Annotated in this window: 22 protein-coding genes; 12 read left to right on the top strand and 10 right to left on the bottom strand. The window is 49.7% G+C overall.

The genetic code is table 11. The features are described 5' to 3' along the window. Positions 1-219: 219 nt before the first annotated feature. Positions 220-927 (top strand): murein tripeptide amidase MpaA, encoded by a 708-nt coding sequence (mpaA, locus tag IX31_RS01985; protein WP_034455466.1) that lies wholly within the window; start codon positions 220-222, stop codon positions 925-927. A 7-nt stretch (positions 928-934) separates the two neighbouring features. Here mpaA and ycjG read toward each other — a convergent pair whose 3' ends face one another. Further along, positions 935-1,900 carry an L-Ala-D/L-Glu epimerase gene (gene ycjG / locus IX31_RS01980; RefSeq protein ID WP_034455465.1) on the bottom strand — a complete coding sequence of 322 codons (966 nt, stop codon included), beginning with the start codon at positions 1,898-1,900 and terminating at the stop codon, positions 935-937. Continuing rightward, entirely contained in the window at positions 1,900-2,028 is a 129-nt protein-coding gene (locus IX31_RS23695; RefSeq protein ID WP_277813389.1) for a hypothetical protein, read from the bottom strand. Before IX31_RS23695 ends, ycjG begins: the two co-directional genes overlap by 1 nt. Before the next feature lie 216 nt (positions 2,029-2,244). Here IX31_RS23695 and tpx point away from each other — a divergent pair, with 216 nt between their 5' ends. Further along, positions 2,245-2,751: a thiol peroxidase gene (gene tpx, locus IX31_RS01975; protein WP_034455464.1), complete on the top strand. Its 507-nt coding sequence runs from the start codon at positions 2,245-2,247 to the stop codon at positions 2,749-2,751. A 34-nt stretch (positions 2,752-2,785) separates the two neighbouring features. Here the strand turns inward: tpx and tyrR are convergent, their stop codons facing one another. From tyrR to pspA, 7 genes are all read right to left on the bottom strand, one after another. Continuing rightward, the gene (gene tyrR, locus IX31_RS01970; protein WP_034455463.1) at positions 2,786-4,348 is read right to left on the bottom strand and encodes a transcriptional regulator TyrR; all 1,563 of its coding nucleotides are present in this window, start codon (positions 4,346-4,348) and stop codon (positions 2,786-2,788) included. Between the two features lie 158 nt (positions 4,349-4,506). Continuing rightward, entirely contained in the window at positions 4,507-5,571 is a 1,065-nt protein-coding gene (locus tag IX31_RS01965; protein ID WP_034455462.1) for a YcjF family protein, read from the bottom strand. Beyond that, positions 5,568-6,965 (bottom strand): YcjX family GTP-binding protein, encoded by a 1,398-nt coding sequence (locus IX31_RS01960; RefSeq protein ID WP_034455461.1) that lies wholly within the window; start codon positions 6,963-6,965, stop codon positions 5,568-5,570. Before IX31_RS01960 ends, IX31_RS01965 begins: the two co-directional genes overlap by 4 nt. Before the next feature lie 123 nt (positions 6,966-7,088). Next, the gene (gene pspD / locus IX31_RS01955) at positions 7,089-7,319 is read right to left on the bottom strand and encodes a phage shock protein PspD (RefSeq protein WP_373978627.1); all 231 of its coding nucleotides are present in this window, start codon (positions 7,317-7,319) and stop codon (positions 7,089-7,091) included. 45 nt (positions 7,320-7,364) lie between these two features. Beyond that, positions 7,365-7,724 (bottom strand): envelope stress response membrane protein PspC, encoded by a 360-nt coding sequence (gene pspC, locus IX31_RS01950; RefSeq protein ID WP_034455460.1) that lies wholly within the window; start codon positions 7,722-7,724, stop codon positions 7,365-7,367. Next, on the bottom strand, positions 7,724-7,951 hold the full coding sequence (gene pspB / locus IX31_RS01945; protein WP_034455459.1) for an envelope stress response membrane protein PspB: 228 nt from the start codon (positions 7,949-7,951) through the stop codon (positions 7,724-7,726). The genes pspC and pspB overlap by 1 nt, the downstream gene beginning before the upstream one ends. A 62-nt stretch (positions 7,952-8,013) precedes the next feature. Beyond that, positions 8,014-8,685: a phage shock protein PspA gene (pspA, locus tag IX31_RS01940; RefSeq protein WP_034455458.1), complete on the bottom strand. Its 672-nt coding sequence runs from the start codon at positions 8,683-8,685 to the stop codon at positions 8,014-8,016. 158 nt (positions 8,686-8,843) lie between these two features. Between pspA and pspF the strand changes: the two genes are divergently transcribed. The 6 genes from pspF (at position 8,844) to sapF (ending at position 15,294) form a co-directional block, all read left to right on the top strand. After that, a complete protein-coding gene (pspF, locus tag IX31_RS01935) occupies positions 8,844-9,842 on the top strand; it encodes a phage shock protein operon transcriptional activator (RefSeq protein WP_198528548.1) in 999 nt (332 codons plus the stop codon). A gap of 174 nt (positions 9,843-10,016) precedes the next feature. Further along, a complete protein-coding gene (gene sapA / locus IX31_RS01930) occupies positions 10,017-11,657 on the top strand; it encodes an ABC transporter substrate-binding protein SapA (protein WP_034455456.1) in 1,641 nt (546 codons plus the stop codon). After that, positions 11,654-12,619, top strand: coding sequence for a putrescine export ABC transporter permease SapB (sapB, locus tag IX31_RS01925; protein WP_034455455.1), 966 nt, complete (start codon positions 11,654-11,656; stop codon positions 12,617-12,619). Before sapA ends, sapB begins: the two co-directional genes overlap by 4 nt. Then, the gene (sapC, locus tag IX31_RS01920) at positions 12,606-13,496 is read left to right on the top strand and encodes a putrescine export ABC transporter permease SapC (RefSeq protein ID WP_034455454.1); all 891 of its coding nucleotides are present in this window, start codon (positions 12,606-12,608) and stop codon (positions 13,494-13,496) included. The genes sapB and sapC overlap by 14 nt, the downstream gene beginning before the upstream one ends. Beyond that, a complete protein-coding gene (sapD, locus tag IX31_RS01915) occupies positions 13,496-14,488 on the top strand; it encodes a putrescine export ABC transporter ATP-binding protein SapD (protein ID WP_034455453.1) in 993 nt (330 codons plus the stop codon). The genes sapC and sapD overlap by 1 nt, the downstream gene beginning before the upstream one ends. Beyond that, positions 14,488-15,294 (top strand): putrescine export ABC transporter ATP-binding protein SapF, encoded by an 807-nt coding sequence (gene sapF, locus IX31_RS01910; protein WP_034455452.1) that lies wholly within the window; start codon positions 14,488-14,490, stop codon positions 15,292-15,294. The genes sapD and sapF overlap by 1 nt, the downstream gene beginning before the upstream one ends. A gap of 50 nt (positions 15,295-15,344) precedes the next feature. Here the strand turns inward: sapF and IX31_RS01905 are convergent, their stop codons facing one another. Then, positions 15,345-15,755, bottom strand: coding sequence for an SRPBCC family protein (locus IX31_RS01905; RefSeq protein WP_034455451.1), 411 nt, complete (start codon positions 15,753-15,755; stop codon positions 15,345-15,347). A 283-nt stretch (positions 15,756-16,038) separates the two neighbouring features. Here IX31_RS01905 and fabI point away from each other — a divergent pair, with 283 nt between their 5' ends. The 4 genes from fabI to pdeR all read left to right on the top strand — a co-directional run bounded on the left by fabI (position 16,039) and on the right by pdeR (position 22,541). Beyond that, entirely contained in the window at positions 16,039-16,830 is a 792-nt protein-coding gene (fabI, locus tag IX31_RS01900; protein WP_034455450.1) for an enoyl-ACP reductase FabI, read from the top strand. 224 nt (positions 16,831-17,054) lie between these two features. Further along, positions 17,055-18,215 carry a CMD domain-containing protein gene (locus IX31_RS01895; protein ID WP_034455449.1) on the top strand — a complete coding sequence of 387 codons (1,161 nt, stop codon included), beginning with the start codon at positions 17,055-17,057 and terminating at the stop codon, positions 18,213-18,215. Between the two features lie 100 nt (positions 18,216-18,315). After that, positions 18,316-20,250 (top strand): exoribonuclease II, encoded by a 1,935-nt coding sequence (locus tag IX31_RS01890; protein ID WP_034455448.1) that lies wholly within the window; start codon positions 18,316-18,318, stop codon positions 20,248-20,250. A 299-nt stretch (positions 20,251-20,549) separates the two neighbouring features. After that, positions 20,550-22,541 (top strand): cyclic di-GMP phosphodiesterase, encoded by a 1,992-nt coding sequence (pdeR, locus tag IX31_RS01885; protein ID WP_034455447.1) that lies wholly within the window; start codon positions 20,550-20,552, stop codon positions 22,539-22,541. Positions 22,542-22,614: the final 73 nt, after the last annotated feature.

Below are 22,614 nucleotides of genomic sequence, written 5' to 3'. Positions count from 1 at the left end.
TAAGAGTATTTTTTTATATCATCTTTTGTTTCTTATTTCCCAGCCATATGTACCAACTTGTTCCATTTGAAATTGGAATTACCCGCAGCTTTCTGGCGAAAAAAGACGTCCCTGCTCATTGATTAAGCACTACGGCCTGGCGGCTATTTGTTTCAGATGAGATTTTTGCTAAACACTGATATTAATAACGTATTGCAACTCATTCTAGTAAGGACATTTATGTCAGGCCACCGCCCCCGTTCCCAACGAGGCCATTTGCCTCCGGGTAGCGAACGTTATGGTAAATCTGTTTTTGGCGCACCGCTTATTTGGTTCCCCGCGGCACAAAGCGAACAGCGCAGTGGGTTAATTATTGCCGGCACACATGGCGATGAGAATGCCGCGATGGTTACGCTGTCTTGCGCTTTGCGCACTCTTGAGCCCGAATATCGTCGCCATCATGTGGTGCTGGCCGTCAATCCAGACGGTTGCCAACTTGGCTTACGCGCCAACGCCAATGGTGTGGACCTGAATCGTAATTTCCCCGCAGCTAACTGGAAATCAGGTGAAACGGTTTATCGTTGGAACAGTAGCGCGGATGAACGTGATGTGGTGCTCTCTACAGGCCAAAAACCGGGTTCTGAGCCAGAGACCGCAGCCTTATGCCAACTGATTCATACCTTACAACCTGCATGGGTTGTCTCTTTCCACGACCCTTTAGGTTGCATTGAAGATCCTGATAACTCAGCGCTTGGGGGATGGCTTGCGAAGGCGTTCGAACTGCCGTTGGTTACCAGTGTCGGTTATGAAACGCCCGGTTCTTTTGGTAGTTGGTGCGCAGATTTAGATTTGCCTTGTATTACCGCCGAGTTCCCGCCCATCTCGGCTGACGATGCGAGTGAGCGGTATCTGGATGCCATGATGGGCTTACTGCACTGGCAAAAATAATAATCCGTTACGGATAAAGTTTGCCGGTTTCAAAGTGCAAACCTGGTTCGACATCAACAGCCAGCCAGGTTGGTCCATCGAGGTCAGCAAAGCGGACTTTAGCTGCCAGCGGCAACGCTGCGGCTATTGCCCGCGAGGTACACAACATGCAGCCTAACATCACATCAAACCCTTGTTCGCGTGCGGCCTGAGTTAACGCCAGCGCTTCAGTTAAGCCTCCCGTTTTGTCCAGCTTCACGTTTACCATTTCGTAACGACCTTTCAGCGCTGGCAAACTTTCACGAGTATGGCAACTTTCATCAGCGCAAATAGGTAACGGATGAATAAAGTTCGCCAGTGCGCTGTCTTGCCCAGCCGGTAAAGGCTGCTCAAGCATCGCAACATTGAGATCGGCCAGTAGCTGGCAACGCGCCGCCAGCCCGTCGCTGCGCCATGCTTCATTGGCATCAACAATTAAAACGGCTTCCGGAACCGCAGCCCGAATCGCCACCATACGTTCAGTGATGAGGTGGTCATCAATTTTGACTTTCAAAAGACGCGCCCCCTTATCCCACAACAGTTTTGCCGCCTTCGCCATTTGCTCTGGCTCGGCAATACTGACTGTTTGCGCTGTTGTGATTAATTCCGGAAGCTCACAACCTGCTGTATAAGCCAGCGTGCGTTTATTCTTTCTGGCCTCTAAATCCCACAATGCGCTATCAACGGCATTTCTCGCGGCCCCAGCCGGCAAGGCGTCTTGCAGCTGCGCACGCGTCATCCCCTTTTCAAGCTGCGGGATAATCGTAGTGATTTGTGCCAGAACAGAAACATCACTTTCTCCATAACGCGGATACGGTGTGCATTCACCCACAGCTTTAATTCCGTCCTCTTCTAACTCCACGACAACCACAACGGCTTCGCTGCGAGTACCGCGTGAAATGACAAACGGCGTATGGAGTGGCCATGCTTCCTGGTAAACCTTGACTGTTCTCATTATTGTTTTGCCTGTGATCGTTGTTTTTTATCTTTGCCAGAGTATACCGAAAATAATTCAAGCTGCATCGAGGCGGCAAAGGAGCGAGTCCCGATGAGCTTAAGTAAGTGATTATTCGGCTCATCCATGGATCTCACCTCTCAGGAGCCACTGTAATAGCGTTCAAATATGCTCCAGACAGATTTGTCGGGTGAGTAAGCGCAGTCAACGCATCTGAACCTGGAGTATGAAGGGTATATAGCCGGGGACACTTTTACTTGCAGTATCAGTTTTTTATATTCAGACGAGGAATACTGACATACACTGTTCGCGGCGTTAATTATATGTAAACAGGAAAATCAAACATGTCACAAATCGTTCATTTCCAGGGCAACCCTGTAGCGGTTGCAGGTCAGATCCCACAAGCTGGCAACAAAGCTGAAGCTTTCTCACTGGTAGCAAAAGATCTTTCTGATGTTGCACTGAGCCAGTTCGCCGGAAAACGTAAAGTACTGAACATTTTCCCAAGCATCGATACCGGCGTTTGCGCAGCATCCGTGCGTAAATTCAACCAACTGGCAACTGAGATGGATAACACTGTTGTACTGTGTGTTTCTGCCGATCTGCCATTTGCACAGTCTCGCTTCTGCGGCGCAGAAGGTCTGAGCAACGTGGTAACGTTGTCTACTCTGCGTAACCCTGAATTCCAGCAAGCTTATGGCGTTGGTATTTCTGAGGGCGCACTGAAAGGCCTGACTGCCCGTGCGGTTGTGGTTATCAATGAGAAAGATGAAGTGGTATTCAGCCAGTTAGTGAATGAAATCACTAACGAGCCCGATTACGCTGCGGCGCTGGAAGCTCTCCAGGCTTAAGTGTTAATGCCCCCGATAACCGGGGGCATTCTTACTACTCTTCTGTTTTACGCTGGCTCAAACCATATTCACGTAATTTGTTCGCAATTGCCGTATGTGACACACCCAGGCGTTTTGCCAGTTTACGCGTACTTGGATAAGTTCGATAAAGCTGTGTCAGTACCGAGCGCTCAAAGCGGCTGGTAATATCATCCAACGATCCTTCCATCGCCTCTTCACCCACAGCCAAACTGACGGTGTCAAAATCAGGCAGCAAAATGTCTTGTGGGCGCAGTTCATACCCTTCCAATTGCGTTAATGCGCGATAAATCGCATTTTTCAACTGACGCACATTTCCCGGCCATCCGTAACGCGTAAGCACATTACTCAGGTCATTTGCCAATTTCGGACGCGGTACACCTTGTTCATCGGCAAATCGTGCCACAAACAGTTCGGTCAATGGCATGATGTCCTGCGGACGATCACGCAGCGGCGGTAGGTTCAGGGTCAGCACGTTCAGGCGATAGTAGAGGTCCTCACGGAACTCCCCTTTTTGTACCATTTCAACCAGGTTCTTCTGGGTGGCGCAAATCACGCGAACATCGACATGGACTTCGTGTTCTTCACCAACACGGCGGAAAGTCCCATCGTTGAGGAAGCGCAGCAGTTTAGTTTGCATACGCGGCGACATCTCGCCAATCTCATCCAACAGAACCGAACCGCCGTTCGCCTGCTCGAAGAAACCTTTTTTACCTTCAACAGCGTTAGCGTATGCCCCTGGCGCGTGGCCAAACAGTTCGCTTTCAACGACGTCATCCGGCATTGAGCCACAATTGAGTGCCAGATAGGGTTTCTGCGCTCGCGGGCTACCAAGATGGCAAGCATGAGCCAGTAAATCTTTGCCCGTACCTGTATCACCAACTATCAGCAACGGTGCATTTAGTAATGCCAGTTTATGTGCCTGATCAACGACATGGCGCATTTTTGGGCTGACGGCGACAATCTGACTAAAAGCTCCAACATCAGTGTTAGAGAGATTCTGTAGCTGGCGACCCATACGCACCGTGGAGCGCAGCATAACAACCGCACCCACCAGTGAAGACTCTTCGTTTTCGCCATCCAGATGAACCGGCGTGATTTCCATCAGGAAATTCTGCCCGTTGATGACCACATGTTCGGTATGCGATTCGGCCGGAGAACTTTCAAGCCAACGCATAAAATTGAAACCATTCACCAGGCTTGCGGCATTATGGTTACGCAGCTTGTCTTCGTTTTGTCCGAATAGCGCACAGCTCGCTGGGTTCGCCAGCTCTACTTTGCTTTTCATATCCAGCGAAAGTACAGGCTCAGGTAGCGCTTCAAGTAAAGCACTCAGCGCACGATGCTCGCGTTCGGAAGGCATCCACGGCACAGTACGCACATCCGTAACGCCGGGGATACGGCGAATTTCAGCCATTAGACTGCTGAATGAGTCAAATTCCAGTGTCGAGAAATTCAGGTAAATTCGCCCAATGGGATCAATTTCGATTCCTCGCAAATCGATACTACGCAGCACAAGTAAATCCAGTAATTCTCGAGTCAGACCAAGGCGGTCCTGGCAAAAAACTTCCAGACGCATGGAGGTGTCCTTCAATTGCAAAAAGCTGAGTCATTGGGTGGAGTGATGATACTCCAGATAAGTTACGGTCAGAAGAGATGTGTTAAGAAAAGTTGACAGATAAGTCTATGAATGGAGGTGATGCCGTAAACCTGAAGACTCACGGCATCACCAGAGTGTCACTCGACAGGTTTATTTTTGCTCTTACTCATCGTCTCTTTGAGCTGAACCAACAACTGTTTACGGAAGTCACCCAACCGAGGCTTGTCACCATCAATCCACGGCAACGGACGGCAAAGCTCCATTGCTTTAATCCCAAGACGAGCGGTCAGTAAGCCTGCGCCAATTCCCTGTGCTGCGCGCGTAGAGAGCCGCGCTGCAAGATCCTGGCCTAACCAGTCCATCCCCACCTCACGCACAAGTTCACTCGCTCCGGCAAAGGCGATGTTCAGAAGCACGAGACGGAACAAACGAATACGGCTGTAGTACCCTAACTCGATGCCGTAAAGCGTGGCGATTCGGTTAATCAGTCGTAAATTACGCCATGCAATAAACGCCATATCCACCAGCGCCAGCGGGCTTACTGCGATCATCAGCGTTGATTCTGCAGCTGAACGGCTGATTTCCCGACGCGCCTGGTTATCCAATACCGGCTGGACCAGACGTGCATACAACTCGACCACTTCCCGGTCATTTTGCGTTTCATGAATTGCCGCATACCAACGTTGTAGAGCAGGATGTCCGTGATCAAGCCCTGCCTGACGTGCCAGTTTTTCACAAAATGCCCGGCCTTTACCCATCCCGTGACTGTTCATCAAATCACGTGCTTCATCACGTTCTTCGGCTCGTTGGCGCAAACGCCATAACCGTCGCCATTCGGTAGCGACAGAACCAATCCCTGCGGCAATAATTAACCCACCAGCAATACCGCCACCGAGCGCAATCCAGTCCTGGGTGATAAATGCGTTATGCGTCCATTGGATTCCTTGCGCCACCACACTGACACCGAATAGACCAAGCCCAACCTGAACCATACGTCGCCAGAGGCTTCGTTTAGGATGTAGCGCAGCTTCTATAACCGCTTCTGCCTGCCCGTCGTCTTCCATGTCATCGAGTTGACTGAGTGCTGGTGTGAATTTTTCTGCTTCAGGCTCACTAAATGCGTGTGGTGCTTTGTAGATTGGTTCTTGTTCCACTTCCAGTGGCTGCGCGAAATCTATACGTGGTTTTAATGGTTCATTCATCGCAATTTATCCCCGATTAAAAACTCCAGTGCCGCATCCATACGAATATGTGGCATCGGCCTGTCTACATCCATGACTTGCGGGCGGAACTGTTCAAAATGAAAACCTTGTTTCTCCCAGAATGCGCTGCCAGGCAAACGCGCCGGAACTTCTCCTGGATAGACTGTCAGCGGAGCACCATCGCTTAAACGGTTACCACGCAGTGCCGGGATTTGCTCGCCTTTTACGTCAACCAGGCCACTTTGTGTTGCCTGGACTGATGCAAGCCCCATGCAGTCCATGTCGATACCTTCAAATGCCGCATTCTGCCAGGCGTCTTGCACCAGTTGCTGAAGCAGCGCGACCATATTGGCGTGCTGATCTACCGTAACGTGATCGGCCTTAGTGGCGGCAAACAAAAGTTTGTCTATAACCGGCGAAAACAGGCGGCGGAACAGCGTGCGCTGGCCGTAATGGAAACTTTGCATCAGTTGCGTCAGCGCGAGGCGCATATCATTGAATGCTTGCGGCCCACTGTTCAGCGGTTGCAGGCAATCTACCAGTACAATTTGACGGTCAAATTTGAGGAAGTGATTCTTGTAGAATCCTTTGATTACTTTTTCACAGTAGTAATCAAAGCGTGTCCGCAACATGCCGATATTGGTCGTTTTGTCTGCCTGAGCGAGTCGGGACTCACCAACGCTATCCACATCTGGCCACGGGAAGAATTGCAACGCCGGAGCCCCGGCCATATCGCCAGGTAACACAAAACGCCCCGGCTGGATAAAATGCAAACCTTCTCGTTTGCAGTGCAGTAGATATTCAGTCCAGGCCTCTGAAATTGCGGCAAGGCGGTTTTCATCGGCAGGAGCCAGCGGATCTAATCCTTCGCATAGCGTGCGCCATTTTGCTGACCATTCGGCTCGATCACCTGTCAGCAAACTCGTCATCTGGCGTGACCAGCTCAGGTAATTTTGCGCCAGCATCGGCAAGTCCAACAACCACTCACCAGGATAATCGACAATTTCCAGATATAGCGTTGATGTGTCTTTGAAATGGCGCAGCAGTGAATCGTTAGAACGGTAACGTAGCGCAAGACGCATCTCACTAACACCGCGAGTTGGAGTTGGCCAGTTAGGTGGAGAACCGTACAACTGCGCCAGGCCTTCGTCATAGGTAAAACGCTGAATACCTAAATCACGCTGCGGCACACGTTTAACACCAAGCAGGCGTTCTTCACGCACCGCATTAAGCAACGGCAAACGAGCGCCGTTATGCACGCTCAATAATTGGTTTACCATCGCAGTGATAAAAGCCGTCTTGCCGCTGCGGCTTAAACCGGTTACGGCAAGACGTAAATGTCGGTCCACACCCCGGTTCATCAGGGCATTCAGTTCATTCTTGATTCTGTTCATATGCGTCCTGGTTGCGCCCGTTGTCTCTCAACTGAGGAGAATCTTCACTGATTGTAATAAATATGGCTTGTTAATACCGAATCAATGGCAAATGAATTGAAAATCAAAAGTGTGGAGAAAAGATTACTTTGCACTGCCGCCCTGAGTACGCGCTGAAATTTTGCGCAGTACTCGTGCCAGCAATGGCTCAAGAGTTAGCGCCAGCAGCATTTTCAATGGACGGCGCGCGACAGATTTGACCGCCCAGCCCGCGACGCCTGCAGGTCCATAGCGCAGGGCAGTCAGCAAGACTAACTTACCGACAATTTTCAGGCCCGGCTTAGCCTTGTTCGCAGCCGTCTGGAATTTAGACATGATTTCTCCCAATTACAACGGGGGCACTCGCCCCCATAGAGAACATTAAAGCTGGCGGAAACGGCTACGTAACGTGAAGGTATCAGAGGTTATATAGCGTTCCATAGAACGTAAACGCTGCTCCCCTTCCGCAAGTTCAGCATCCACTTCGTCGAGCAAATCGCGCGTAGTCGGTTGAGGCGTTGCCTGGTCGGCACCCGCGGGCATTGGGTCAAGGATAAAAGTCAGTGCAATGTAGGCCACCATCACAAAGAAAAACAGGCCAAAAATCATCGCTAACACAGTAATCAGGCGTACCAATTTAACAGGTACATCAAGGTATTGCGCGATACCCGCACAAACCCCCTTCACCATCCCTTTTTCAGGGATACGCCACAATTTACGACCGGAAATTGTGTTCACCATTATTTGTCTCTCCAGTTCGGATGTTCTGCATCAAGGATCTGCTCCAGCGTCTGAATACGTTCACGCATACGGCGTGATTCATCAGTTAACTGCGCCAGTCGCTGTTGCTCGCCCTGAGAAAGCTGCCCGCCATTCGCTGCACGGTTGTTGTAGTGCAACCACAGCCAGATGGGGGCGACAAACAACACAAATATGGTTAACGGAATGGCAAGAAAAAGCGCGCTCATGTGTACTCCTTTTACAAGTCAGGCCAGCTGCGGCGCGCTATGCACGCCGCAGTTAAAGTGAATTACCCACGTTCCTGGTTATTCATTTTAGCTTTCAGCGCGGCCAGCTGTTCGCTGATCTCGTCATCGGCTTTCAGTTCAGCAAACTGTGAGTCGAGATTTTTCTGTTTGCCAAAGCTGTGGCTTTCCGCTTCTGATTCCATCTGATCAATGCGGCGCTCAAAAGATTCAAAACGAGCCATTGCTTCATCGATTTTGCCGCTATCCAACTGGCGACGAACATCGCGTGAAGAAGAGGCTGCTTGATGGCGCAGCGTTAACGCCTGCTGGCGCGCGCGGGTTTCGCTGAGTTTATTCTCAAGCTCACCAATCTCTTTTTTCATACGCGCCAGGGTTTCATCGACATGCACCACTTCATCTTCCAGGGTGGCGATCAGGTCGGTCATTTTTTGTTTTTCGATCAATGCCGCACGTGCCAGATCTTCTTTGTCTTTACGCAGTGCCAGTTCGGCTTTTTCCTGCCACTCGGCCTGCTGCGCCGTTGCTTGTTCTACACGACGAGAAAGCTGTTTCTTTTCAGCCAACGCACGAGCCGATGTGGAACGCACTTCAACTAACGTGTCTTCCATTTCCTGAATCATCAGGCGTACCAGCTTCTGTGGATCTTCTGCTTTCTCAAGCAGTGAGTTGATGTTGGCATTCACGATGTCGGCAAAACGAGAAAAAATACCCATAATTCAATCCTCTTTAGTCATTATTTCCGGTGCCAGGCACCTTGCTCGAAATGATTATTGCAATCAGCATGCCAGATTTTTAACCAATTGATATATAAGGAAGTGATTAAATTTGACTCACTATCAATTATGTTTATAGTGGTGATATTCACTAACTATTGGTTAATTTAATCATGGCAGATAGCAAAGATAACTTGATTGGCGAGGCAAACAGTTTTCTTGAGGTTCTGGAGCAAGTCTCCCGCCTGGCACCACTAGAGAAACCAGTGCTAGTGATTGGCGAGCGTGGAACAGGTAAAGAGTTGATTGCCAACCGCTTGCACTTCCTTTCGCGTCGGTGGCAAGGCCCGTTTATCTCCCTTAATTGCGCGGCACTCAACGACAACTTGCTGGATTCGGAACTTTTCGGACATGAAGCTGGGGCTTTTACCGGCGCTCAGAAGCGCCATCCAGGCCGTTTTGAACGTGCCGACGGCGGTACGTTGTTTCTTGATGAACTGGCAACCGCACCCATGATGGTGCAGGAAAAATTGTTACGCGTGGTGGAGTACGGTGAGCTTGAGCGTGTTGGCGGCAGCCAGCCGTTGCAGGTCAATGTGCGACTGGTTTGTGCAACCAACGCCGATCTGCCAAAACTTGCTGAAGAAGGGAAATTCCGTGCTGATTTACTCGACCGCCTTGCTTTTGATGTAGTGAAACTGCCACCTCTGCGTGAGCGTCAACCCGATATTATGTTGATGGCCGAACATTTCGCGATCACGATGTGTCGCGAATTGCAGCTTCCACTATTTCCTGGATTTACCGAAGAAGCACAATTAACACTGATGAATTATGCCTGGCCCGGCAATATCCGTGAGTTAAAAAACGTGGTAGAACGCTCGGTTTATCGCCATGGGTCCAGTGAGGAACCAGTCGATGAAATCATCCTCGATCCCTTTGCCCGGCAACCTGTACCTGTTGTAAAAAGTGGCGAGCCGCAGCAACAAGCCCTACCAATGGATTTACGCGCCTGGCAAAACGATCAGGAGAAAACACTTGTTGAACAAAGCCTGAAGCAGGCGAAATATAACCAGCGTAAAGCCGCTGATTTGCTCGGGCTCACTTATCATCAATTGCGCGCGTTACTAAAAAAGCATCAGATTGTGTTATCTGAATAGGTATCAGGGCTGTTTTTTGGTCTAAGCAAAGGCCGTTAATGCTGCAAAAAACAGCATCTCCCCGCCTTTTTTGCAGGCTTTGTTTATAAAAAAAGCAAAATAGCCTGACATATTTTGGGAAGCCCTTCAGAGTGCGATACACTTTGGCTATCACCCGAGAAAACTCAAAAACTTATGCGCGGAATTGTCTCCTCCCTGTTACTGGCGGTTAGCTGCCTGAGTGGCGCGGCATTTGCTGCAACACCTATTGAAAAGCCAGCCGATATTCGTAGCAGCGGATTTGTTTATTGTGTCAACGGTCAGGTCAATACCTTTAACCCGCAGATGGCCAGCGGTGGTTTGACTGTGGACACCCTTGCCGCACAGTTATACGACCGGTTGCTGGATGTTGATCCTTACACTTATCGCCTGGTGCCAGAATTGGCCGAGAGCTGGGAAGTATTGGATAACGGTGCGACTTATCGTTTTCATCTGCGCTCGAACGTTCAGTTCCAGACCACACCATGGTTTAAACCCACTCGCGCACTGAATGCCGATGATGTGGTATTCAGCTTCCAACGAGTGTTTGATCGCAAACACCCATGGCATAACGTTAACGGCGGCAACTATCCTTACTTCGATAGCCTTCAGTTCCCGGACTCGGTAAAAAGTGTTCGCAAGCTCGATAGCAACACCGTTGAGTTCCGCCTTGAAAAACCAGATGCCTCTTTCTTATGGCATATGGCTACACATTACGCATCCGTGATGTCTGCAGAATATGCAGATCAACTGACTAAGGCCGACCGTCAGGAATTAATGGACCGTCAGCCGGTTGGCACGGGGCCATTCCAGATAAGTGAATATCGCGCGGGGCAATATATTCGCCTCGCACGCCATCCGAAATTCTGGCGCGGTGTTCCATTAATGCCGCAGGTAGTTCTGGATTTGGGTTCAGGTGGCACTGGTCGTTTATCGAAACTTATTACCGGCGAATGCGATGTGCTGGCCTATCCTGCAGCCAGTCAGCTGACAATTTTACGTGATGATCCGCGGCTGCGCCTTACCTTGCGTCCGGGAATGAACATCGCTTATCTGGCGTTTAATACTAATAAAGCACCGTTAAATAACCCGGCAGTACGTCATGCTCTGGCACTGGCTATTAATAACCAACGCCTGATGCAGTCGATTTACTACGGTACAGCCGAAACAGCCGCCTCTATTTTGCCGCGTGCATCCTGGGCTTATGATAGTGACTCCAAAATTACCGAATACGACCCGCAGAAAGCTCGCCAGCAATTAAAAGCGCTCGGGTTAAACAACCTGGAATTGCGTCTATGGGTACCGACCAGTTCTCAGGCATGGAACCCGAGCCCACTTAAAACAGCAGAGCTTATCCAGGCTGATATGGCGCAAATTGGGGTGAAGGTCATTATTGTTCCCGTCGAAGGCCGTTTCCAGGAAGCTCGCTTAATGGATATGAATCACGACTTAACGCTTGCCGGTTGGGCAACAGACAGTAACGACCCGGACAGTTTCTTCCGCCCTATGCTGAGTTGCGCCGCGATTCGATCGCAGACCAACTATGCTCGTTGGTGTGACCCTAAGTTTGATGAAGTACTGCAAAAAGCATTGTCGTCTCAGCAACTGGCCTCTCGTATCGAAGCTTATCGCGAGGCTCAGGACATTCTGGCCGAACAATTGCCCGTACTTCCACTGGCGTCATCACTGCGCTTGCAAGCCTATCGCTATGACATTAAAGGGCTGGTGCTAAGTCCGTTTGGTAATGCATCGTTTGCGGGTGTTTCCCGTGAGAATGTTGAGGTGAAAAAACCATGATTATTTACACTCTGCGCCGCCTGCTATTGCTGCTGGTGACGCTGTTTTTTCTGACCTTTATTGGTTTTAGCCTCAACTATTTTACCCCTCATGCCCCACTGCAAGGCGCATCACTGTGGAACGCATGGGTCTTCTGGTTTGAAAGTATCATGCACTGGGATTTCGGCGTATCAAGCATTAACGGCCAGTCGATTAATGAACAGTTACGTATTGTCTTCCCTGCCACTATGGAACTGTGCATCCTGGCATTTGGCCTGGCATTACTGATAGGTATTCCGGTGGGAATGCTGGCCGGTATCATGCGCAATAAGTGGCAAGACCGGCTGATTAGCGCTCTGGCACTGGTTGGGTTTTCTATTCCTGTATTCTGGTTAGCCCTGCTACTAACTATGTTTTTCTCGCTAACATTAGGCTGGTTGCCCGTTTCCGGGCGCTTTGATTTGCTTTATGAAGTGAAATCAGTGACTGGCTTTGCACTGGTTGATGCCTGGCTATCTGACTCCCCTTATCGCGAAGAGATGATCATCAGTGCCATACGTCATATGGTGCTGCCGGTGGTGGCATTAGCAGTCGCACCTACCACTGAAGTGGTGCGTCTGATGCGTATAAGCACCATTGAAGTGTTTGACCAAAACTACATTAAAGCAGCAGCAACTCGCGGTTTATCACGCCTGACAATTCTTCATCGCCATGTGCTGCACAACGCATTACCGCCGGTAATTCCGCGCCTCGGCCTGCAATTTTCAACCATGTTAACGCTGGCGATGATCACTGAAGTTGTATTCAGTTGGCCGGGCCTTGGGCGCTGGCTTATCAACGCGATTCGCCAACAAGATTACACGGCCATTTCTGCTGGCGTGATGGTCATTGGTTCACTGGTCATCATCGTGAACGTTATCTCCGATATTTTGGGTGCCATGGCTAACCCTCTGACACATAAGGAATGGTATGCCTTACGATAGCGTCTATCGCGAGAAGCGCCCGCCAAGCACTCTGCGCCTGACATGGCGAAAATTTTACGGCGACACTACGGCAATGATCGGCCTATATGGTTGTGGCGCTTTGGTAGTGCTGTGTATTTTTGGTGGTGTTTTTGCGCCCTACGGCATTGACCAACAGTTCCTGGGGTATCAACTATTACCCCCTTCATGGTCACGCTATGGCGATGTCTCTTTCTTCCTGGGTACAGATGACCTGGGGCGTGATGTTTTAAGCCGTCTGTTAAGTGGTGCGGCACCTACAGTTGGCGGCGCGTTTATCGTTACGCTTGCTGCAGCTGTATGCGGCATTATTCTGGGTGTGTTTGCCGGTTCAACACATGGCCTTCGCTCTGCTGTGCTTAACCATATTCTCGATACGCTGTTGTCGATTCCATCGCTGCTGCTGGCCATTATTGTCGTGGCGTTTGTCGGGCCACATTTATTGCACGCGATGTTTGCCGTGTGGCTCGCCCTGCTGCCGCGTATGGTGCGTTCTGTTTATAGCGCCGTACACGACGAACTGGAAAAAGATTACGTGGTCGCCGCACGCCTTGATGGAGCATCAACACTGAATATTCTTTGGTTTGCTGTGATGCCTAATACGGCGGCGATTCTGGTTACTGAGATTACCCGTGCGCTATCGATGGCGATTCTGGATATTGCTGCACTCGGTTTTTTGGACCTTGGTGCGCAACTCCCTTCACCAGAATGGGGATCGATGCTAGGTGACGCACTGGAGTTGATTTATGTCGCTCCGTGGACAGTCATGTTGCCCGGAGTGGCTATCATGATCAGTGTGTTGCTGGTCAACCTGCTGGGCGACGGTTTACGCCGCGCAATCAATGCGGGGGTGCAATAATGCCATTACTTGATATTCGAAACCTGACCATCGAGTTTATGACCTCCGAGGGTTGGGTAAAAGCCGTCGATCGCGTCAGCATGACCCTGAATGAAGGGGAAATCCGCGGTTTAGTAGGCGAGTCCGGTTCAGGAAAGAGTCTGATTGCTAAAGCGATTTGCGGTGTGACCAAAGACAACTGGCGTGTCACCGCCGACCGTATGCGGTTTGATGACATCGATCTACTACGTTTGAGTTCACGCGAGCGTCGTCGCCTTGTCGGCCACAACGTTTCGATGATTTTCCAGGAACCTCAATCTTGTCTGGACCCATCAGAACGTGTTGGTCGCCAGCTAATGCAGAACATTCCGGGCTGGACGTATAAAGGCCGCTGGTGGAAGCGTTTCGGCTGGCGCAAACGCCGTGCGACCGAGTTGTTACACCGCGTGGGAATCAAAGATCATAAAGATGCGATGCGAAGCTATCCGTATGAGTTGACTGACGGTGAATGTCAAAAGGTGATGATAGCCATTGCGTTGGCAAACCAGCCGCGTTTGTTGATTGCGGATGAGCCAACCAACGCGATGGAACCAACCACGCAGTTGCAAATTTTCAAACTACTTACGCGGCTAAATCAGTACAACAACACGACCATTTTGCTTATCAGCCATGATTTGCAGATGCTGAGCAAATGGGCCGATAAAATTAATGTCATGTATTGTGGGCAAACCGTGGAAAGCGCAACCAGTGAAGAGCTAATTGCCACCCCGCACCACCCGTATACACAGGCGCTTATCCGTGCGATCCCTGATTTTGGCAGCCCGATGCCACACAAAAGCCGTCTGAATACTATGCCCGGCGCAATCCCTTTGCTGGAGCAATTACCAATGGGTTGTCGGCTTGGGCCACGTTGTCCTTATGCGCAGCGTGAATGTATAGAAACACCTCGCTTAATGGGGGCGAAAACACATCTTTATGCCTGCCACTTCCCGCTGAATATGGAGAGTCAGTAATGGTCGAAACGCTGCTCGAAGTTCGTAATTTAAGTAAAACGTTTCGCTATCGAACCGGCTTGTTCCAGCGTCAGCATGTTGACGCAGTAAAACCGCTGAGTTTCACGTTGCGTGAAAAACAGACATTGGCAGTTATTGGTGAGAATGGCTCAGGTAAATCAACGCTGGCGAAAATGCTTGCCGGGATGGTTGAGCCAACCACCGGCGAAGTGCTGATAAACGATCATTTGCTGCAATACGGTGATTACACCTACCGAAGCCAGCATATTCGCATGATTTTCCAGGACCCGAGCACCTCGCTAAACCCGCGCCAGCGTATTTCGCAAATTCTCGACTTCCCGCTGCGCCTGAATACCGACCTTGAGCCGGAAGCGCGTCACAAGCAAATTATTGAAACGCTGAGAATGGTCGGCTTGCTTCCCGATCACGCCAGCTACTACCCGCATATGCTGGCTCCAGGGCAGAAACAGCGTCTGGGTTTGGCGCGCGCGTTAATCCTGCGTCCGAAAGTGATTATTGCCGACGAAGCGCTGGCATCTCTTGATATGTCGATGCGTTCGCAATTAATTAACCTGATGCTTGAACTTCAGGAAAAACAGGGCATTGCCTATATTTATGTGACACAGCATATCGGCATGATGAAACACATCAGCGATAAAGTTATTGTGATGCATCAGGGCGAAGTCGTTGAACGAGGCAGCACTGCTGAGGTTCTGGCCTCCCCGCTTCATGACCTAACCAAACGCCTGATTGCCAGCCATTTCGGTGAAGCTTTGACGGCAGATGCTTGGCGCAAAGATCGTTAAGCCAACATATAAAGGGTGGATACCGTTTGCGAAGATCCACCCTTAACACGTTATTTTTTCTCTTCAACATAGCGGGCAAAATTATCCAGAATTGCCTGCCAGCCATTTTTCTGATGCTCGATGGGGTATTGAGTATCAGGGTCAAATTCTAGATATACCTTCACACCGCCCTCCTGCTCGGTAAATTCGACTTTCGCTTCACGGTCACCGAAAGTGTATTCAATCAATTTATGCGGAATGATGTGGGTATAAACACCTGCAAAATCAAAGCCCATACTGCCGTCCTTCGCTTCCATTCGTGACGAAAACTTCCCTCCGGGCTTTAAATCTACTTCCGCATTGACGGTATGCCAGTCGGCCGAAGCAGTATTCCATTTTTCAATATCTTGCGGGTTGTTGTAGGTATCCCAGACTTGCTCAATGGGCGCATGAACCTGTGTCTCAACAGTGATTTTCATCATTTATCTCCGGTGATTTTGTTTCCAGGCAAGTGCAAATGAACACCCTAAAACATAGTATTCATCAGCCGTGTCAGCAATGCATCCACCGCTTCCTCCGTACAATCATCTGTTCAGACCTCTGGTGACACGATAACCAGTCGTTCCGAGTAAGAAAAATAACCTGATACAACAGGCGTTGAGTGGGATATAATTTCACTTTCGTGTTGAAAAATTGTGACTAGCCGTCAGCAACTTGTTGATTATAAAGTCATAAAATTAGCAGAAACTATAAGGATTCAAAGCTATGGGTTTTCTTACCGGTAAACGCATTCTGATCACTGGCGTCGCCAGTAAACTCTCCATTGCCTACGGTATCGCACAGGCTATGCACCGCGAAGGTGCTGAACTGGCTTTCACTTACCAGAATGAAAAACTGAAAGGCCGTGTGGAAGGGTTTGCTGCAGATTTAGGTTCAAACCTGGTTCTGCCGTGTGACGTTGCAGAAGATGCAAGCATCGATGCGATGTTTGCTGAGCTTGCGAAAAGCTGGCCGAAATTCGACGGCTTCGTTCACTCTATCGGTTTCGCACCAGGCGACCAGTTAGATGGCGACTACGTGAATGCGGTTACCCGTGAAGGCTTCAAAATTGCTCACGACATCAGCTCCTACAGCTTTGTTGCGATGGCAAAAGTTTGCCGTGAAATGCTTAACCCAGGTTCAGCACTGCTGACACTGTCTTACCTGGGTGCAGAACGCGCTATCCCTAACTACAACGTGATGGGTTTGGCTAAAGCATCTTTGGAAGCTAACGTGCGCTATATGGCAAACGCGATGGGTGCAGAAGGTGTGCGTGTGAACGCCATTTCTGCGGGTCCAATCCGTACTCTGGCAGCATCTGGCATTAAAGACTTCCGTAAAATGCTGTCACATTGCGAAGCGGTGACACCTATTCGTCGTACTGTGACCATTGAAGATGTGGGCAACTCAGCAGCGTTCTTGTGTTCAGACCTCTCTGCCGGTGTTTCCGGTGAAGTTCTGCACGTTGACGGTGGTTTCAGCATCGCTGCAATGAACGAACTGGAATTGAAAGCTTAATTCAGTTCACAACAGGGCAGGCTCTGTCTGCCCTGTTAACTCCCTCGCCTCACCCATAATCTTGCCTGTTAATTCTGAAATTCCTTTCGTAGTTATACTTTTCCGATATTTATTATCACCGATCATTCTTTTGTCACCTCCCGCGCTTACGCCAGGATAAAGCAGCAAACCAGGCCGTCAGGTGTTTTTCCCGGGCTTGTAAACTCTTTGACCAAGGAATGACCATGGAACAACGCCGAATCTCAGGCAAAGGCCACTGGTACCATGAAACACAGTCCAGTCGTAACGATGCCGCTGTGCTTCCGTTAGTTCCCGAAGCCGCGTTTCTCGAAGACCGTTTTTTACTTGATTTAAAAATCGGCGCTGACCAGCTCACCTCTCAGTATGCGTGGCTTTCAGTTGCACGTGATATCAGCGAATGCTTGTTGCCAGAAAACAGCCCCGTGACCCGCCTGCATACGCTGAGTTGCTATGACCGCCTGAGCACCGCGCTCACTGTCGCGCAGGTGTACGGTGTTCAGCGACTTTGCAATCATTACGCGGCCCGACTAGCCCCCCAACCAGGGCCAGACTCATCGCGCGAAAGCAACCGCCGTCTTACACAAATCACCCAGTATGCCCGCCAACTGGCCAGCCAACCGACACTGATTGATGATATTTCGCGCCAGCAGCTTGATGAAGTTGCGCTGTCGGTTAATGACATGGTGACATTTAACCAGTTGATTGGCTTTATCGGTTTTCAGGCCCGCGTGATTGCAGTGTTCCAGGCTTTACAAAGTTTACCTGTCCGCTGGCTTCCGGGACTTGATACCCAGCAGGATGCCCCTACTGAGTTATTCCTTGATGGCGACAAGGTGTGGCAACCAGGTTTGCCACAAGTTGAACCTGGCTATGCAAACACACTGCAACTGGATGTACACAACGACTGCGTGTCTCAAAATATCTTGCAAGATATGAGTTGGCTGCTGCTTCACGATGCCACAGCTTTTTCCCTCTTCGGCCAGATAACTCATTTTCTGCTCACTCCGAGTGCTCAGGCCTGTGATGATCAAATTTTGGTCGGTCTGTTGACCGCACGTATTAACGGAAGTGTCAGTTGCTTTACGGGTTTTGCAAAAGCATGGCGTGGTGAAAGTGGTTTACCTGAAACCATGCGCAACGGCGAAAGAGCGTTACAAGCCTGGAGCCATAACCACCCACGCGAACGCGCGATAATCCAGGCTGTCCGCGTTTTAACTCGCGCACCCGGGAGTTTTAGCGCAGCCCAGCTTCAACCTTTATTCGAACAGGGTTTTAGTAAAGGTGAAGCTTTGCAATTGCTGGTCAGTTCAGGGTTATATGGCTGGATAAATCGATTGAAAATCGGGCTCGGCAATACCCGCTAAACATTGATAGCACATGCCTTTGCGGCAAACAGCGCTTGCCGCAAAGGGTGGTTTCGCGTAAAACTGTCAGCCGCTCTTTTGGCCACGAAAACTAAAAAACATGTTCCAGGATAATCCGCTGCTCGCGCAGCTTAAACAGCAACTGCACTCCCAAACTCCACGCGTTGAAGGCGTGGTAAAAGGCACGGAAAAAGGCTTTGGCTTCCTCGAAGTGGACTCCCAAAAAAGTTACTTTATTCCGCCACCGCAGATGAAAAAAGTGATGCACGGCGACCGCGTGAGCGCGGTGATTCATACCGACAAGGACCGCGAAACCGCTGAGCCAGAAGAGCTTATCGAACCGTTCCTCAGCCGGTTTGTTGGCCGTGTCCAACGTAAGGACGATCGTCTGTCTATCGTTCCTGACCATCCATTATTGCGTGATGCCATTCAGTGCCGCGCCGACCGCAATGTCACGCATGATTTTCAGAATGGTGATTGGGCAGTTGCGGAAATGAAACGCCATCCGCTTAAAGGCGACCGCGGTTTCTACGCCGATCTGACACAATTCATTACCTTTGGTGACGATCATCTCGCGCCATGGTGGGTGACCCTGTCACGTCACAATCTTGAGCGTGAAGCACCAGATGGTGTAGCGACTGAAATGTTGGATGAAGGCCTGGTGCGTGAAGATTTAACCGCTCTGGATTTCGTCACCATCGATAGCGCCAGCACTGAAGATATGGATGATGCGCTGCATGTTGAAGAACTTGCCGATGGCAAATTACAACTGACCGTTGCCATCGCCGATCCTACCGCCTGGATTGTCGAAGGCAGCAAGCTTGATGAAATAGCCAAAGTCCGCGCCTTCACCAACTATCTGCCGGGCTTTAACATCCCGATGTTGCCTCGCGAGTTGTCTGACGATTTATGCTCATTGCGCCCTAACGTGACTCGTCCGGTTGTCGCGTGTCGTATGGTTATCGCGCAAGATGGCAGCATTGAAGAGGGAATTAACTTCTTCGTAGCAACCATCGAGTCAAAAGCCAAACTGGCCTATGACAACGTTTCTGACTGGTTGGAAGATAAAGGCGACTGGCAGCCACCGAGCGACACTATCGCTAAGCAAATCCGCCTGCTGGAACGCGTTTGCCTGAGCCGTGCCGAATGGCGTCGTACTCATGCGCTGGTGTTCAAAGACCGCCCTGATTACCGTTTCGTGTTAGGTGAGAAAGGCGAAGTGCTGGATATCGTTGCAGAACCACGTCGTATCGCTAACCGCATTGTTGAAGAATCAATGATTGCCGCGAACGTTTGTGCAGCCGTTGTGCTGCGTGAAAAACTGGGCTTCGGCATTTATAACGTCCATACCGGTTTTGATCCGGCAAACATTGAACAATTGGCTAACATGCTTCAAGGCCATGGACTTGAGGTGGATGCGCAAGAAGTTCTGACGCTGAACGGTTTCTGTAAACTGCGCCGTGAACTTGATGCACAGCCGACAGGTTTCCTTGATACCCGCATTCGTCGTTACCAGTCCTTCGCTGAAATCAGCACTGAACCCGGTCCGCACTACGGACTGGGTCTGGAGGCTTACGCAACCTGGACTTCGCCGATTCGTAAATACGGCGATATGATCAACCATCGCCTGTTGAAAGCGATCATCAAAGGTGAAACCGCATCCCGTCCACAAGACGAAACCACTGTACAAATGGCTGAACGTCGTCGCCTGAACCGCATGGCTGAACGCGATGTTGGTGACTGGTTATATGCTCGCTTCCTGAATGACAAAGCCGGAACGGATACTCGTTTTAGCGCTGAGATCATTGATGTTAGCCGTGGTGGGATGCGCGTACGTCTGATTGAAAATGGCGCTGTTGCCTTTATCCCTGCCCCATTCATCCATACCGTACGCGATGAAATGGTATGCAGCCAGGAATTAGGAACGGTACAGATTAAAGGCGAAGTAGCATACAAAGTGACAGACGTGATTGATGTGACAATCGCAGAAGTACGTATGGAAACTCGTAGTGTGATCGCACGTCCAGCAATCTGACGGTAAGTTAGTCATCTAAATCTAAAAGCTGAACCTCGTGTTCAGCTTTTTTTTGGTCTTTTTTTGCAGGGTATTCATTTAGGCTCATAATCACAATGGGGTAATGATTAGCACCATAACTCGTTTTCTTCTGGTTATAAGGTAGGAAAAACTATCTACGAAGTGCCGAAGATTCAGATTTTTCACATCTTCTGCAAAAACAATGTCTTTAACTCACGGTTGTCGCTTTAAAATCGGTTTATATTGCTAATATGAATAACAGACTGACACGCTATGTCGGCCCCTGTTCAGGAGAGAGCATGAAAGACGATTTGGAGCAAAATCTGCTCTACCGTTATTTAGGGACAACCAGCCCATACTGGCGTTTACCAAACGATAGCAACGCTCTGCAATTAGCAGCCAGCGAAAGCTCTGATGTCAGCCAGGTGGTCGCTCTTGAACCCGAACAGGCGGAGCAAATCCGCCAAATGACGGTAATAACTTCAAGCGTCACTATGTCGATTTCATTATTTGGTAGTGAAGTTTCCGTACATTTAGTTGGCCGGAAGGTATCAAAAAAAGAATGGGCAGGTACTGCATCGGCCTGGAATGACACCCCTTCTGTTGCCCGCGATTTGGTACAAGGGCTCTCATTCGCAGAACAGGTCGTGTCGGAGGCAAACTCTGTCATCGTCATTCTCGACAGATTAGGCAATATTCAACGTTTCAACCGTTTGAGCGAAGAGTATACCGGCCTTAAAGAACAAGAAGTTATTGGCCAAAACGTTTTTAAATTATTTATGAGCCGTAGTGAAGCTGCCGCTTCCAAACGCAACATTAGTGGATTCTTTCGTAATGGAAATTCTTACGAAGTAGAACGCTGGATAAAAACCCGTAAGGGCCAGCGACTGTTTTTGTTTCGCAACAAATTTGTCCATAGCGGCAGCGGTAAGAATGAAATCTATTTGATTTGCTCTGGTACTGATATCACCGAAGAACGCCGTGCACAGGAACGCCTGCGCGTATTGGCGAATACCGATACCATCACTGGCCTACCCAATCGTAATGCCATCAATGATTTAATCACCTCCGCGATTGAAAACCGTGGTGAAAGCCAGGTTGGGATCGTTTATCTCGATCTTGATAACTTTAAAAAAGTAAATGACGCTTACGGGCATATGTTTGGTGACCAGTTATTGCAGGCCGTGTCATTAGCGATTCTAAGTTGCCTTGATGAAGGACAGATACTCGCGCGCCTGGGTGGTGATGAGTTTATTGTTCTCGCCACTGACACCTCACAGGCTACGCTGGAAGCCATGTCATCGCGTATTCTGGCGCGGCTAAAACAGCCCTTCCGCATTGGTTTGATTGAAGTCTATTCCGGTTGTTCATTAGGTATTTCGCTGGCTCCACAACATGGTGAGGACCGTGAAAGTTTGATTCGCAATGCTGATACGGCGATGTACACCGCTAAAGAGAGTGGCCGTGGCAAGTTCTGCGTATTTGCTCCAGAAATGAATCAACGCGTGTTTGAGTATTTATGGCTCGACACCAACTTACGTAAAGCGCTCGATAATGACCAACTTGTTATTCACTATCAGCCTAAAATGACCTGGAGAGGTGAAGTCAGAAGCCTGGAAGCTCTGGTACGTTGGCAATCTCCAGAACGTGGGCTTATTCCGCCGTTGGATTTTATCTCCTATGCAGAAGAGTCCGGGTTAATTGTGCCTCTTGGGCGATGGGTGATGTTAAGTGTGGTCCAGCAGGTTGCAAAATGGCGCGACAAAGGCATTAATTTACGCGTCGCGGTCAACGTCTCTGCCCGCCAGTTAGCCGATCAGACAATCTTCAGCGATCTGAAACAAGCGCTAAAAGATCTCAATTTTGAATACTGCCCGATTGATGTTGAGCTTACAGAGAGCTGCCTGATTGAAAATGAAGACCTTGCACTTTCGGTTATTCAACAATTCAGTCGCCTGGGTGCCCAAGTGCATTTGGATGATTTTGGGACGGGTTATTCCTCACTTTCTCAGCTTGCCCGTTTCCCGATCGACGCGATAAAACTCGACCAAAGTTTCGTGCGCGATATTCATAAACAATCGGTATCCCAATCGCTGGTGCGTGCAATCGTTGCAGTGGCACAAGCGCTCAATTTACAGGTCATTGCCGAAGGCGTTGAAAACCAGAAAGAAGACGCCTTCCTGACGAAGAATGGCGTCAATGAGCGGCAGGGCTACTTATTTGCAAAACCCATGCCCGCAGCCGTATTTGAACGTTGGTTAAAGCGATATCAGGCCAGAACGGCGCGATAAGTATGCAACTAAAAAAGAAGACGCCTTTCTTTACAAGAACGGCGTCAACGAACGGCAGAATTATTTACCAGAC

The sequence above is a fragment of the Buttiauxella noackiae genome, from assembly GCF_000737905.1.
Lineage (GTDB): Bacteria > Pseudomonadota > Gammaproteobacteria > Enterobacterales > Enterobacteriaceae > Buttiauxella > Buttiauxella noackiae.
Note: the sequence above shows the minus strand (reverse complement) of the source record. Positions and strands in the feature narration are given on the sequence as shown.

Bases quoted from the DNA above. Each gene is read 5' to 3' on its own strand.
- mpaA (WP_034455466.1), top strand. From the start codon at position 220: ATGTCAGGCCACCGCCCCCGTTCCCAACGAGGCCATTTGCCTCCGGGT.
- ycjG (WP_034455465.1), bottom strand. From the start codon at position 1,900: ATGAGAACAGTCAAGGTTTACCAGGAAGCATGGCCACTCCATACGCCG.
- IX31_RS23695 (WP_277813389.1), bottom strand. From the start codon at position 2,028: ATGGATGAGCCGAATAATCACTTACTTAAGCTCATCGGGACTCGCTCC.
- tpx (WP_034455464.1), top strand. From the start codon at position 2,245: ATGTCACAAATCGTTCATTTCCAGGGCAACCCTGTAGCGGTTGCAGGT.
- tyrR (WP_034455463.1), bottom strand. From the start codon at position 4,348: ATGCGTCTGGAAGTTTTTTGCCAGGACCGCCTTGGTCTGACTCGAGAA.
- IX31_RS01965 (WP_034455462.1), bottom strand. From the start codon at position 5,571: ATGAATGAACCATTAAAACCACGTATAGATTTCGCGCAGCCACTGGAA.
- IX31_RS01960 (WP_034455461.1), bottom strand. From the start codon at position 6,965: ATGAACAGAATCAAGAATGAACTGAATGCCCTGATGAACCGGGGTGTG.
- pspD (WP_373978627.1), bottom strand. From the start codon at position 7,319: ATGTCTAAATTCCAGACGGCTGCGAACAAGGCTAAGCCGGGCCTGAAA.
- pspC (WP_034455460.1), bottom strand. From the start codon at position 7,724: ATGGTGAACACAATTTCCGGTCGTAAATTGTGGCGTATCCCTGAAAAA.
- pspB (WP_034455459.1), bottom strand. From the start codon at position 7,951: ATGAGCGCGCTTTTTCTTGCCATTCCGTTAACCATATTTGTGTTGTTT.
- pspA (WP_034455458.1), bottom strand. From the start codon at position 8,685: ATGGGTATTTTTTCTCGTTTTGCCGACATCGTGAATGCCAACATCAAC.
- sapA (WP_034455456.1), top strand. From the start codon at position 10,017: ATGCGCGGAATTGTCTCCTCCCTGTTACTGGCGGTTAGCTGCCTGAGT.
- sapB (WP_034455455.1), top strand. From the start codon at position 11,654: ATGATTATTTACACTCTGCGCCGCCTGCTATTGCTGCTGGTGACGCTG.
- sapC (WP_034455454.1), top strand. From the start codon at position 12,606: ATGCCTTACGATAGCGTCTATCGCGAGAAGCGCCCGCCAAGCACTCTG.
- sapD (WP_034455453.1), top strand. From the start codon at position 13,496: ATGCCATTACTTGATATTCGAAACCTGACCATCGAGTTTATGACCTCC.
- sapF (WP_034455452.1), top strand. From the start codon at position 14,488: ATGGTCGAAACGCTGCTCGAAGTTCGTAATTTAAGTAAAACGTTTCGC.
- IX31_RS01905 (WP_034455451.1), bottom strand. From the start codon at position 15,755: ATGATGAAAATCACTGTTGAGACACAGGTTCATGCGCCCATTGAGCAA.
- fabI (WP_034455450.1), top strand. From the start codon at position 16,039: ATGGGTTTTCTTACCGGTAAACGCATTCTGATCACTGGCGTCGCCAGT.
- IX31_RS01895 (WP_034455449.1), top strand. From the start codon at position 17,055: ATGGAACAACGCCGAATCTCAGGCAAAGGCCACTGGTACCATGAAACA.
- IX31_RS01890 (WP_034455448.1), top strand. From the start codon at position 18,316: ATGTTCCAGGATAATCCGCTGCTCGCGCAGCTTAAACAGCAACTGCAC.
- pdeR (WP_034455447.1), top strand. From the start codon at position 20,550: ATGAAAGACGATTTGGAGCAAAATCTGCTCTACCGTTATTTAGGGACA.